Genomic DNA, 12,478 nt, shown 5'->3' with positions numbered 1-12,478 from the left:
TCGTCGCCGTGACGGCAAAGGGATGGCGCAAATGACGCCCAGCGTTCATTTATTGCCGCCCTTTGGCTTCCACCTGCCGCAGGGGGCGCTATGGTGGCCAAAAGCAGTTAAGGACGGCACGAGATGAGCAGCGATCCCCTGGTGATCTTCACCCCCTCCGGCAAGCGGGGAAACTTCCCTGTCGGCACGCCGATCCTGACGGCGGCGCGGCAGCTGGGGGTTGACCTGGATTCGGTCTGCGGCGGGCGCGGCATCTGCTCGAAATGCCAGATCACGCCCAGCTACGGCGAATTTTCCAAACACGGCGTTACCGTCAGCGGCAACGCGCTGAGTGAATGGAACTCGGTGGAGCAGCGCTACAAGGACAAGCGCGGGCTGAAGGAAGGGCGCAGGCTGGGCTGTCAGGCAACCGTGCAGGGTGACGTGGTGATCGACGTGCCCCCCGAAAGCCAGGTGCACAAACAGGTCGTGCGCAAACGCGCCGAAGCGCGCGAGATCGTTCTCAACCCCTCGACCAAGCTGTTCTATATCGAAGTGGCCGAACCGGACATGCACGACCCCTCGGGCGATCTGGAACGCCTGCGCGATGCGCTGCGTGAACAATGGAACCTCGAAAAGGTCAATGCAGACCTGCACATCCTGCAAATGATGCAACCGATCCTGCGCAAGGGCGAGTGGAAGGTGACGGTCGCCGTGCATCTGGGCGATACGGAAAACCCGCCCCGCATCATGCATATCTGGCCGGGATATTACGATGGCACGGTCTATGGGCTGGCGGTCGATCTGGGGTCAACCACCATCGCCGCGCATCTGTGTGATCTGCAAACCGGCGCGGTGCTGGCCTCGTCAGGGGTGATGAACCCGCAGATCCGCTTTGGCGAAGACCTGATGAGCCGGGTCAGCTATTCGATGATGAACCCCAGGGGTGCCGAGGAAATGACCCGCGCGGTGCGCGAAGGCATGAATGCGCTGTTCACCCAGATCGCAACCGAAGGCAATGTGGACAAGAACCTGATTGTCGACGCGGTCTTTGTCTGCAACCCGGTGATGCACCACCTGTTTCTGGGCATCGACCCTTTCGAGCTGGGTCAGGCGCCCTTTGCGCTGGCCACCTCCAACGCCATGCGCCTGCGCGCCGATGATCTCGACCTCAACATTCACCCCTCGGCGCGGGTCTATCTGCTGCCCTGTATCGCGGGCCATGTGGGCGCGGATGCCGCTGCCGTCGCGCTGAGCGAGGCACCGGACAAATCCGAGGATCTGGTGCTGGTGGTCGACGTGGGCACCAATGCGGAAATCCTGCTGGGCAACAAGACCAAGGTGCTGGCCTGTTCCTCGCCCACCGGCCCGGCCTTCGAGGGCGCGCAGATCAGCTCCGGTCAGCGCGCCGCCCCCGGTGCCATCGAACGGGTGGAGATCGACCCGGTGACCAAGCTGCCACGCTTCAAGGTGATCGGCAGCGACCTGTGGTCCGATGACCCCGGTTTCGAGGCCGAAATCGCCACCACCGGCGTCACCGGCATCTGCGGCTCCGGCATCATCGAGATGGTGGCAGAGATGCGCATCCACGGCATCGTCGACGCCCCCGGCCTGATCGGCACGGCAGAGCAGACCGGATCACCTGCGGTCTTTGCCGACGGGCGCACCAATTCCTACCTGGTCTATGACGGCACCGGCAATGGCGGCCCGCTGATCACCGTCACCAACCGCGACATCCGCGAGATCCAGATGGCCAAGGCGGCGCTTTATTCCGGGGCGCGGCTGCTGATGGACAAATTCGGCGTCGACAAGGTGGACCGCATCGTGCTGGCCGGTGCCTTCGGCGCGCATATCAGCACCAAACATGCCATGGTGCTGGGCATGATCCCCGATGCGCCGCTGGACAAGGTGACATCGGCCGGAAACGCCGCCGGGACCGGCGCGCGGATTGCCCTGCTGAACACCGACGCGCGGGCCGAGATCGAACAGACCGTGCGCGACATCCACAAGGTCGAAACCGCGATCGAACCGCGCTTTCAGGAGCATTTCGTCAATGCTTCCGCCATCCCCAACGCGGTTGAACCCTTTCCGATCCTCCACTCCATCGTCACCCTGCCGACAGCCACCTTCAACACCGGGGGCGATCACGGCGGCGATTCCGGCGGCAGACGCAGGCGGCGCCGGGGATGAGCAACGCAGAGCAACAGGAATTCTGGAACGCTCAGGCAGGCCCGATCTGGGTGGCCCAGATGGAAAACATGGACCGCGCCCTTGCGCCGGTGCTCGACCATGTGCTTGGCGCGGCGCATATCCGGCGGGGCGACAGGGTACTCGACATCGGCTGCGGTGCCGGCACCAGCACAGCGGCGGCGGCACGGCTGGCCGGACACGATGGCAGCGCCTGCGGGCTGGACATCTCTCATGCGCTTCTGGCCCATGCCCGCCTGTCAACGGCGGATGCCCCCGGCCTGACGTTCATCCAGGGCGATGCGCAGACGTTCGACTTCGAGCCGGATCAGTTCGACGCGATGATTTCCCGCTTTGGCGTGATGTTCTTTGAAAACACCCAGGCGGCCTTTGCCAATATCGCCAGCGGGTTGCGCCCTGGTGCGCAGCTGAGCTTTGCCACCTGGGGTGACATCGCGGAGAACCCCTATTTCACCATGCCGGCCGCCATCGCAAAGACGGTGATCGGCGCGGTCCCCAAGACTGATCCGGATGCGCCCGGCCCCTTCGCCCTGCGCGACAGGCAAAAGGTTGTCGCATTGCTGGACGCGGCGGGGCTGGTAGAGATCAAGGCCCGCGTGCTGCCCTTGGACCTGACACCGCCGGGCGACGCGGCGCAGGTGGCGCAATTGCTTTGCGACATCGGCCCGGCCCAGCGGGCCCTGACCCATTTCGAGGCGGATGACGCCGACCGCGCACGGCTGGTTGACGCGCTGATTGCAGGTCTGGAACCCTTCGAAACGCCAAAGGGCATCCGCATTCCCGCGCAGATCAACCTCTTCACCGCCCGGACCAAGGGCTGATCCCGCCTATAGCGTTTCCAGTTCATGTCGTATCGCCAACACCCTGCCGCGCCTTTGGCGATCCCGGGACATTGGCGATGCTTCGTTTCAACGAAAACCGGAAACTTTAATCCAGCTGCCGGGAGATCCACCAGGTGACGCCATTGGCATCCCGCACCCCGCCGCGCAGGTCGCCGTCGCCCTTGTCCGTCAGCGGTTGCACCTCCGTCCCGCCGGCCGCCAGCGCACGGGCAAAGGCCGCTTCCGCCTCCGCCACATAGACATGCACATGGGCTTCGGTGCTTTCCGGCATTTCGCCCATCATGATCACCGTATCATCCACAAGCGCCTCTGCATGCATGATCCCCTTGCCGCCCTCGCCCGGGATCACCCGCAGGCGGGTGGCGCCGAAGGCGGCTTCCAGAAAGCCCAGGGTCGCATTGGCATCGCGGACCATCAGATAGGGCGACGCGCTGTTGTATCCGTCAGGTTTGTAACTCATCCTGTCCTCCGCTTTGTGCGCGCCGCCCCCTTGACGGCGCTGCGCCCCGCGCATATCCAAACGCAGGCGCGCGGGTATGGTGAAAAGGTATCACGGCAGCTTCCCAAGCTTTAGTTACGAGTTCGATTCTCGTTACCCGCTCCACTTTCCACTTCATTCAATCCATCCTGCGGCGCGCGCGCAAGCGCTTGTCTGGTCTGTTGCAGCAGGGTCAGGAAACGCTGGCTCGCCGCCAGACGGGTCGCGACCTCGGCGATCTTGTCGTCCAGAAAGCGCTCCATCTCCTCCGCACCGCCGCCCTGCGCCATGAATTGGCCTACAAACAAGGTGATGTCGGCGATACTCAAACCCGCCGCCTGGGCGTCGCGGATCACTTCCAGGGTCAGAATCGCATCCTCAGGGTAAATGCGATAGCTGTTGGAAGCCTCGGGATCGGTATCAGACCGGATCAGCCCGTGGCGTTCGTAGAAACGGATCGTATCGCGGCTGACCTCCGCCCGCCTTGCCAGTTCACCGATGCGCATCATGCCCTCAAAACCGTTGACAATGGTCCACAGTTTATAGTTTGCTTCGACCTGCAGGGCAATCGGCAATCTAAGGCGATGACCCGTAAACCGGGCGGAACGGGCTTCACGATGAAGAAGATCGACTTCAAAAAGACGATGAAACAGCTTTATGGCCCCGCGGCCGGGCCATTTGCAGAGATTGACGTGCCGCAAATGCATTTTGTCAAAGTGGATGGCGCGGGTAATCCGAACACTTCGGCCGAATACCTGCAGGCGGTTCAATGCCTTTATGGCGTCAGCTATGCGATGAAATTTGCCGCCAGGGCGGCACTGTCACAGGATTATGTGGTGCCGCCGCTGGAAGGGCTGTGGTGGGCGGATGATCCAACTGCCTTTGCTGCGCGCAGAAAGGATGAATGGCAGTGGACGATGATGATCATGGTGCCGGATTTCGTGACATCCGCGATCTACGAGGCCGCCCGCGACAAGACCAGGCGCAAACTCGGCAGCCTGCCCGAAACGCTGCGGCTTGAACGCCATGACGAAGGCCTGTCACTGCAAACCCTGCATCTGGGCAGCTATGATGACGAAGCGCCGGTGCTTGCGGATCTTCATCACCGGGTGATGCCTGAACGCGGGCTGACCTTTAACGGGCCGCACCACGAGATCTACCTCAGTGATCCGCGCCGGACGGCACCTGCCCGGCTGAAAACCATCCTCAGACAGCCGGTCCGTGCCGATCCCGCGTCCCTGACCCGCTGCGCCTGACCCTTTCGGAGAATCCAGATGGCCACATCCTCCTGTCAAAGTTGCGGCATGCCGCTCGGCAAGGACCCCCAGGGCGGCGGCACCGAGACTGACGGCAGCCTCAGCACCACCTATTGTTCGATCTGCTATGCCGAAGGCGCATTCCGGCACCCGGATGTCACGGTGACCGAATTCCAGCAGCACTGCGTCGAGGCGCTGATGCGGTCGGGCATGCCGAAGATCATGGCATGGCTCTTTACCCGCGGGATCCCGCGGCTGGAACGCTGGAAAGGGGTCTGACCCCTATCCGATCAGCACCTCGCCAAATTCTTCGCGCAGGTTGCGTTTCAACACCTTGCCCGTCGCATTGCGCGGCAGCACATCGGTGAACACCACCTTGTCCGGCACCTGCCACTTGGCAATCTTGCCGTCGAACACGCTCAAGACCTCTTCTTCGGACGGGTCCTGCCCTTCGGCCCTGACCGCGACCAGCACCGGGCGTTCGTCCCATTTCTCGTGCCGCGCGCCGATTACCGCGGCATCGGCCAGCTGCGGATGCGAGATGGCGATATTCTCCAGCTCGACAGAGCTGATCCATTCGCCGCCCGACTTGATGATGTCCTTGGAGCGGTCCTTGATCGTGATATAGCCGTCCGGGTCCATGGTGGCGACATCGCCGGTGTCGAACCAGCCGTTGGTCAGGGTCTCTTCCGAGGTTTTCTTGAAATAGGCATCCAGAATCCAGTGGCCGCGTGTCACCAGATCGCCCTGCGCCTTGCCGTCATGCGGCAGCGGCTTGCCATCGTCGTCCAGGATTTCCAGCTCCACCCCGAACACCGGACGCCCCTGATTTTCGCGCAGGCGGTGCTGTTCCGCCTCCGGCAGGTCGGCGTGTTTGGCCAGCGGGCGGTTGACGGAGCCGACGGGCGACATTTCGGTCATCCCCCAGGCGTGGATCGTATCGACCCCGAATTCCTCGCGGAAGCTCTTGATCATCGACGGCGGACAGGCCGAGCCGCCCACCACGGTGCGCTTGAGGCTGGCCAGCGTGCTGCCGCTTTTCTTGGCCTCGCCCAGCAGGCCCAGCCAGATCGTCGGCACCCCCAGCGCAAGCGAGACGCGGTAGGTGTCGATCAGCCGGACCAGCGACGGGCCGTCCAGCCCCGGCCCCGGCATCACCATGCGCGCGCCGACCATGGCGCAGGCATAGGGCGCGCCCCAGGCGTTGACGTGGAACATCGGCACCACCGGCAGCACAACCTCGGCGGCGGAAATCGCGACACTATCGGCCAGGTTGATGCCAAAGGAATGCAGCACCGTGGAGCGGTGGCTGTAAAGAACACCCTTGGGGTTTCCGGTGGTTCCCGATGTATAACAAAGGCTTGAAGCGGTATATTCATCCATTTCCGGCCAGTCATAAGCCGCATCGCCCTGGGCCAGCAGATCGTCATAGGCGATGATGCCGGGCAGTTTGCCGGCGGCATCGCCCACCGCGCCCTCCATCAGGACGATATGTTCCAGATGCTCCAGCTTGTCGCGGATCGCGGCGACCAGCGGGACAAAGGTGGCGTCGATGAACAGCACCTTGTCCTCGGCATGGTTGAGGATATAGACCAGCTGTTCCGGGAACAGGCGCGGGTTGATCGTGTGGCAGACAAAACCGCCCCCCGATACGCCAAAGTAGATCTCAAGATGCCGCCGGTTGTTCCAGGCAATCGTGCCGCAGCGCGCCTGCGTGTCGAGCCCCAGGCCAGTCAGCGCCGAGGCGAGACGCCGGGCATTCGCCGCGACCTGCCCCCATGTGGTTTCCTCGACCCCGCCACCGGTGTTGACCGAATAGATCTGCCCCCCGGCATGGTACCTCTCAGCATGTTCAATCAGGCTGGAAATCAACAGGGGTTGTGACATCATCTGGCCTAGCATCGGGATCCTCCTCATCCGTTCTTTTCGCCAGAGTGGATCAGCGGCCCCGCACTTGCAAGCGTACCGTAAGGTGCCTAAAGGTCAGCTATACGGCCTGTCTGCCTGCCCGCGGGCACGCCCTGAACCGGAGGATTTCCCAATGACACTGATCATTCGCCCCACCACATCCGAAGACCGCGAGAACTGGGACCGGCTTTACCAGGGTTACGCCGAATTCTACAAGGTCGAGCAGACCCCGGAAATGCGCGATACCGTGTTCGGCTGGCTGATGGACGAGGCCCATGAATGCAACGGTCTTGTCGCCGAAACCGCCGAGGGCCGCCTGATCGGGCTGACCCATTTCCGCCCCTTCGCCAGCCCCCTGCGGGCGGCGACCAATTGTTTTCTCGACGATCTCTTTGTTGACCCGGTCGCGCGCGGTTCGGGTGCGGCGCAGGCCCTGATCGACGCGGTGGCGGAACATGCGCGGGCGCGCGGCTGGGCCACGGTGCGCTGGATCACGGCGGATGACAATTACCGCGGGCGCAATGTCTATGACCGTCTGGCCACAAGGACCATGTGGGTCACCTACGACCTCAAGACATGAACTTTCTGCAGATCACGTCCCTGCTGATTGTCATGGCCGGGGCGTTTGGTGCGATCAACTACCTGTTTCTGAAGCTGCCTTCGGCCATCGGCATCCTTGTGGTGTCGCTGCTGGCCTCCTTCGGGCTGCTGGGGATGGACCTTGCCCTGCCCGCCCTTGGCATCGCCGACACGGTGCGGCAGCTGGTCACCGGCATCGACTTTTCCGAGGCGTTGCTGGAGGGGATGCTGGGCCTGCTGCTCTTTGCCGGTGCGCTGCATGTCAAGCTGAGCGACCTGCGCAGCGAATGGCTGAGCGTGTTCCTGATGGCGACGCTGGGCATCGCCCTGTCGACGCTGGTGGTGGGCGTCGGGTTCTCCTGGCTGACCGGCATGCCGCTGCTGCTGGCGCTGGTCTTTGGCGCGCTGATTTCCCCCACCGATCCGGTGGCGGTGCTGGGCGTGCTGCGCGAGGCCGATCTGCCCAAGGCGCTGGAGACCAAGATCGCGGGTGAAAGCCTGTTCAACGACGGGGTTGGCTATGTGGTGTTCCTGGTGCTGGTGGGCCTCGCCTTTCCGGGCGCGCATCACGGGTCGGGCGGCAGCCCCCTGGGTGATGCGGCATTGCTTTTCGTGCAGGAGGCCTTTGGCGGCGCGGTGCTGGGGCTGGTGCTGGGCTGGCTGACCTTCCGGGTGATGCGCCGGATCGACGATTATTCGCTGGAGGTGCTGCTGACACTTGGGCTGGCTTTTGGCGGCTATGAGCTGGCGGTCTGGCTGCATGTCTCCGCCCCGATCATGGCGGTCTGCGCGGGGCTGCTGATCGGCGATGTGGGGACCGCGCGCGGCATGTCGGAAGAAACCCGCAAATACGTGGAGGCCTTCTGGAAGCTGATCGACGAGATCCTGAATGCGGTGCTGTTCCTGATGATCGGTTTTGAAGTCTTTGCCATCGCCCTGAACGCGGATGTTCTGGTGACCGGCGTGATCTCGATTTTCATCGCGCTGCTGGCGCGGCTGGCGGCTGTCGCGGTTCCCATCGCGATGCTGCGCCCGTTCCGCAGTTTCAGCGCCGGGGTGACGCCGATCATGACCTGGGGCGGGTTGAAGGGCGGCATCTCCGTTGCGCTGGCGCTGTCGCTGCCGGACGGCGAGTGGAAGTCGCTGATCCTGACCTGCACCTATGTGGTGGTGGTATTCTCCATCATCGTGCAGGGGCTGACCGTGGGGCGGCTGGCAAACCGGATGGGCCGGGCGCCGGACCTGATGTGACCCATCGGTGCGGCTGCGCCGCATTCGATCCATATTTTGTTGGGGCTCTGCCCCAAACCCCGGGAATATTTACAGCCAAAAAGAAAACGGGGTCAGGCCCGGTGTTTCAGGATGTAGCCCACCAGGGCGGCGGTGGAGCCGTCTTTGCCCTGGGGGTTTTCGCGGCCTTCCACGATGGGTTGCAGGGAGGTGGCCAGTTCCTTGCCCAGTTCCACGCCCCATTGATCATAGGAATTGATGTTCAGGATCACCCCTTCGACAAAGACGCGGTGTTCGTAAAGGGCGATGATCTGGCCCAGGGTGAAGGGATCGAGCAGCGGATAGACCAGCGTGGTCGAGGGGCGGTTGCCCGGAAAGACCCGGTGGCGGGCCTGGCGTTCAAGCTCATCCCCGGTCAGCCCCTTTGCCTCCATCATGCGCCGCGCCTCGGACAGCGAGCGGCCCCGCATCAGCGCCTCTGACTGGGCGAGGCAATTGGCCAGCAGCAGCTGGTGGTGATGGGCGAGGTCAGGCTCATGCCCGTTGGCGGCAACCAGGAATTCGCAGGGCACCACCCGGGTGCCCTGGTGGATCAGCTGATAAAAGGCATGCTGGCCATTGGTGCCTGCCGCCCCCCAGACCACCGGGCCGGTATGATGCACGCAATCGGTGCCGTCCATCTGCACCGACTTGCCGTTGCTTTCCATCTCCAGCTGCTGGAGATAATCCGGCAACATCCGCAGCCGCTGATCATAGGGCAAGACCGCGCGGGTCGCATAGCCGCAGAGCTGGTTGTGCCAGATGCCCACAAGCGCCAGCATCATCGGCAGGTTTTCCAGCGGCGCTGCCACACGGAAATGCTGGTCCATCGACTGGCCGCCGCGCAGAAAGGCGTCGAATCCCTTTGGCCCGATGGCGATCATCAGCGCGAGACCAATCGGCCCCCACATGGAGTAGCGCCCGCCGACCCAGTCCTCGAAGCCGAAGACCTGATCGGGGCTGATGCCAAAGGCTGCCGTCTTGTCCTCCGCCGTGCTGAGCGCTGCGAACTGCGTTGCGGGATCACCGCCGTGATCCGTCATCCAGGCCTTGGCGGTGCGGGCGTTGGTCATGGTCTCGATCGTGGTGAAGGTCTTGGAAGCGACGATCACCAGCGTGGTCTTGGCATCCAGCCCGCGCAGCGTGTCGGCGATATGCGCGCCATCGACGTTGGAAACGAAATGGCACCGCGGCCCGTCGTGATAGGGGGCCAGTGCGGCCACGGCCATTGCCGGGCCCAGATCGGAACCGCCGATGCCGATGTTGACCACATCGGTGATGGCACTTGCGCGCACTGCGTCGGCATAGCGGCGCATCCGCTCAAGCGTGGCGTGAACCTGCGGCATCACATCGGTGCCATCCATCATGACCGGCCCGCCGTCGAGATTGCGCAGCGCGGTGTGCAGGACCGCGCGGCCCTCGGTCTCGTTGATCTTTTCGCCCGCGAACATCGCGTCGCGTTTACCCGCCACATCTGCCTGTTCCGCAAGGGCGATCAGATCGGCGCGGCTGTCCGCGTCAATGTTTGTCTTGGCGTAGTCGAAATGCAGATTCTCCAGCGTGACGGAGAAATCACCCGCCCTGCCCGCATCCTCGAACAGGGCCAGCAGCGGTCTGTCGGTGACGGAATCCGCCCGGCTTTTCAGTTTGTCCCAGATCGTCATCATGCGGCCCAATGTACCTCTGCGTTGTTCAGAACGGTGGCGACGGGCGCCTCTTCGGGGGGCAATGTTTCAGCGCGTTCCAGTGCCGCGCGTTTCGCATCGCCAAAGATGATCAGATGGGTGGACATCGCGCCGCGCAGCACATGGGCGGGCAAGGTCACGCGCGCGATCTCCTGATCTTCGGGGCGGACGACGCAAAGGTTGGGCGCGCCTGCGGCCATCGCCGCCGCGACCCCGGGGGCCCCCGGAAACAGCGAGGCGGTGTGCATGTCATCGCCCATGCCCAGCACCAGCAGCGACAGCGGCAATTGCGTCTCCAGACCGGGCGCGATGGCGGCGGCGCCCTCCTCTGCCTCCAGACCCGGCTGGTAGAAAGGCAGGAACTGTGCCGCCGCGGCATGGCCGGTCAGCAGCCGCGACCGGACCAATGCCCCGTTCGAACGCGCATCCTCTTCCGGCACCCAGCGTTCGTCGGTCAGCATCACATGCACCCGGCCCCAGTCCAGATCGGTGCCGCTGAGCATGTCAAAGACCGGGCCGGGCGTGGTGCCGCCGGGCACGGCGAAGGAGGCGAATTCATGCACCAGAAGGCATTTCTTCAATTCTCCGGCCAGCCGGTTCGCGACCTTCATCGCCAGAATTTCCCGGTCGGGATATTCGATCAGGTTCATGGGGTCACCTCGCGCCATTCGCGGCCGTCACGCCGCATCAGTTCGTTTGCGTAATCCGGCCCGGCGGAGCCGCTGTCATAGGGTTTGGGCACGTCATTGCGCGCTTCCCACCCCTGGATGATCGGATCGGTCCAGGCCCAGGCGGCCTCGACCTCATCGCCGCGCATGAACAGCGTCTGGTTGCCGCGCATCACATCCATGATCAGCCGTTCATAGGCGTCGACCTGATCCGCATCCTCGCCCAGGGCTTCGGCAAAGCTCATGTCGAGGGGCACGTCGATCAGCCGCATGCCGCCCGGCCCCGGCTCCTTGATGGTCACGCCGAGGGTGATCCCCTCGTTCGGCTGCAGGCGGATCGACAGCACGTTGCGGTGGCGGCCCGCGTCCTCGCCAAAGATCGAATGCGGGGTTTCCTTGAACACCACGGTGATCTCGGAGGACCGCGCAGACAAACGTTTACCGGTGCGCAGGTAGAAAGGCGTGCCGGCCCAACGCCAGTTGCTGATATGGGTCTTGAGCGCCACGAAACTTTCGGTGCGCGACCGCGGCGATTCCACCGCCTCCCGGTAGCCGGGCATCTTTTCCTCATTGCCGGTCTCGGCCAGATATTGCCCCCGCACGATATGGTGCGGCAAGACCGGATCAAGGGCGCGGATGACTTTCAGCTTTTCATCGCGCACCGCATCCGGCGAAAAGCGGGCGGGCGGTTCCATCGCGATCAGGCACAAAAGCTGCATCAGGTGGTTCTGCACCATGTCGCGCATTGCGCCGGACTTGTCATAATATTCACCCCTGCCCCCGACACCCACGGTTTCGGCCACGGTGATCTGGATATGGTCGATGAACTGCGCATTCCACAGGGGTTCGAACAACATGTTGCCGAAGCGGACCGCCATCAGGTTCTGCACCGTCTCCTTGCCGAGGTAATGGTCGATCCGGTAGATCTGATCCTCGTTGAAATAAGTGGCCAAGGTCGCATTCAGCGCATGGGCGCTTTCCAGGTCGCGGCCAAAGGGTTTTTCAACCACGATGCGCGCATCCTTGTCTGCCATGCCCCATTGCTGCAGCCGTTCGGCCAGATCGCCGAACAGCGTCGGCGAGACGGAGAAATAATAGGCTTCAGTCCGGCCCTTGCCCTTCATGATCTCCTGCAGCTCGGCCCAGCCGGCCTCGCCCCGGGCGTCGATGGCGGTATATTCGATCCGCGACAGGAACGCCTGAAGCGCTTCTGGCGTGTGGCTGAACCCGGCGTTGAATTCCTCAATCGCCTCTGCCACCATCTCGCGATAGCCTGCGCTGTCCAGCTCGGTCCTTGCGGCGCCGATGATGCGCGATTCCGGTGGCATCTGTCCGGCGACGAAGCGGCGGAAAAGTCCTGGCAGGATCTTGCGGCGGGCCAGATCACCCGTGCCCCCGAAAATCACCAGATCGAATGGATCGACCGGAATCACCCGGCTTTCCATATGTGGCAGCCGGTCTTTGGCCTGGGTCATGCTGGCTTTGGTCTGGGTCATATCGGCCCCTGCGGTTTCTGAGCTTCCGTTAGCGCTACCATACTCGTAATTTCGGGCTTCACAAGGTCGTGCAATGCCCCCGGACAGGTCTTTTCATGCCTGGCCCGATC

12 protein-coding genes and 1 tRNA gene are annotated in these 12,478 nt (G+C 63.3%); 7 read left to right on the top strand and 6 right to left on the bottom strand.

Features of this window, described 5'->3' with window-relative positions:
• Positions 1-123: 123 nt before the first annotated feature.
• Complete coding sequence (locus O4H53_RS05515; protein WP_269361972.1) at positions 124-2,169, top strand: ASKHA domain-containing protein; 2,046 nt, start codon at positions 124-126, stop codon at positions 2,167-2,169.
• The gene (locus tag O4H53_RS05510) at positions 2,166-3,008 is read left to right on the top strand and encodes a class I SAM-dependent methyltransferase (protein WP_269361971.1); all 843 of its coding nucleotides are present in this window, start codon (positions 2,166-2,168) and stop codon (positions 3,006-3,008) included. The genes O4H53_RS05515 and O4H53_RS05510 overlap by 4 nt, the downstream gene beginning before the upstream one ends.
• A 106-nt stretch (positions 3,009-3,114) precedes the next feature.
• Here the strand turns inward: O4H53_RS05510 and O4H53_RS05505 are convergent, their stop codons facing one another.
• Positions 3,115-3,489 (bottom strand): VOC family protein, encoded by a 375-nt coding sequence (locus O4H53_RS05505; protein ID WP_269361970.1) that lies wholly within the window; start codon positions 3,487-3,489, stop codon positions 3,115-3,117.
• 70 nt (positions 3,490-3,559) lie between these two features.
• Here O4H53_RS05505 and O4H53_RS05500 point away from each other — a divergent pair.
• Positions 3,560-3,633: transfer RNA gene (locus O4H53_RS05500), tRNA-Gly, on the top strand.
• On the opposite strand, the gene O4H53_RS05495 is transcribed toward O4H53_RS05500, so the two are convergent.
• The gene (locus O4H53_RS05495; RefSeq protein ID WP_269361969.1) at positions 3,600-4,214 is read right to left on the bottom strand and encodes a MerR family transcriptional regulator; all 615 of its coding nucleotides are present in this window, start codon (positions 4,212-4,214) and stop codon (positions 3,600-3,602) included. The two genes, O4H53_RS05500 and O4H53_RS05495, sit on opposite strands and share 34 nt — an antisense overlap.
• Between O4H53_RS05495 and O4H53_RS05490 the strand changes: the two genes are divergently transcribed.
• Both O4H53_RS05490 and O4H53_RS05485 read left to right on the top strand, forming a co-directional pair.
• Entirely contained in the window at positions 4,209-4,763 is a 555-nt protein-coding gene (locus tag O4H53_RS05490; RefSeq protein WP_269361967.1) for a GyrI-like domain-containing protein, read from the top strand. The genes O4H53_RS05495 and O4H53_RS05490 overlap by 6 nt on opposite strands.
• An 18-nt stretch (positions 4,764-4,781) precedes the next feature.
• Positions 4,782-5,042 carry a zinc ribbon domain-containing protein gene (locus O4H53_RS05485; protein ID WP_269361965.1) on the top strand — a complete coding sequence of 87 codons (261 nt, stop codon included), beginning with the start codon at positions 4,782-4,784 and terminating at the stop codon, positions 5,040-5,042.
• 3 nt (positions 5,043-5,045) lie between these two features.
• On the opposite strand, the gene O4H53_RS05480 is transcribed toward O4H53_RS05485, so the two are convergent.
• Positions 5,046-6,665: a long-chain-fatty-acid--CoA ligase gene (locus O4H53_RS05480; RefSeq protein ID WP_269361964.1), complete on the bottom strand. Its 1,620-nt coding sequence runs from the start codon at positions 6,663-6,665 to the stop codon at positions 5,046-5,048.
• A gap of 139 nt (positions 6,666-6,804) precedes the next feature.
• Here O4H53_RS05480 and O4H53_RS05475 point away from each other — a divergent pair, with 139 nt between their 5' ends.
• Both O4H53_RS05475 and O4H53_RS05470 read left to right on the top strand, forming a co-directional pair.
• A complete protein-coding gene (locus tag O4H53_RS05475) occupies positions 6,805-7,251 on the top strand; it encodes a GNAT family N-acetyltransferase (protein ID WP_269361962.1) in 447 nt (148 codons plus the stop codon).
• Complete coding sequence (locus O4H53_RS05470; RefSeq protein WP_269361960.1) at positions 7,248-8,501, top strand: cation:proton antiporter; 1,254 nt, start codon at positions 7,248-7,250, stop codon at positions 8,499-8,501. The genes O4H53_RS05475 and O4H53_RS05470 overlap by 4 nt, the downstream gene beginning before the upstream one ends.
• 92 nt (positions 8,502-8,593) lie before the next feature.
• Here O4H53_RS05470 and pgi read toward each other — a convergent pair whose 3' ends face one another.
• The 3 genes from pgi to zwf are packed head-to-tail and all read right to left on the bottom strand — an operon-like array spanning position 8,594 to position 12,317.
• The gene (gene pgi / locus O4H53_RS05465) at positions 8,594-10,186 is read right to left on the bottom strand and encodes a glucose-6-phosphate isomerase (RefSeq protein WP_443069513.1); all 1,593 of its coding nucleotides are present in this window, start codon (positions 10,184-10,186) and stop codon (positions 8,594-8,596) included.
• Complete coding sequence (gene pgl, locus O4H53_RS05460) at positions 10,183-10,854, bottom strand: 6-phosphogluconolactonase (RefSeq protein WP_269361957.1); 672 nt, start codon at positions 10,852-10,854, stop codon at positions 10,183-10,185. The genes pgi and pgl overlap by 4 nt, the downstream gene beginning before the upstream one ends.
• Positions 10,851-12,317 carry a glucose-6-phosphate dehydrogenase gene (gene zwf / locus O4H53_RS05455; RefSeq protein WP_269362085.1) on the bottom strand — a complete coding sequence of 489 codons (1,467 nt, stop codon included), beginning with the start codon at positions 12,315-12,317 and terminating at the stop codon, positions 10,851-10,853. The genes pgl and zwf overlap by 4 nt, the downstream gene beginning before the upstream one ends.
• Positions 12,318-12,478 lie beyond the last annotated feature (161 nt).

Source organism: Sulfitobacter sp. G21635-S1 (assembly GCF_027213915.1).
GTDB lineage: Bacteria > Pseudomonadota > Alphaproteobacteria > Rhodobacterales > Rhodobacteraceae > Sulfitobacter.
The sequence above is the reverse complement of the archived record's forward strand: the minus strand, read 5'-3'. Positions and strand labels throughout refer to the sequence as shown.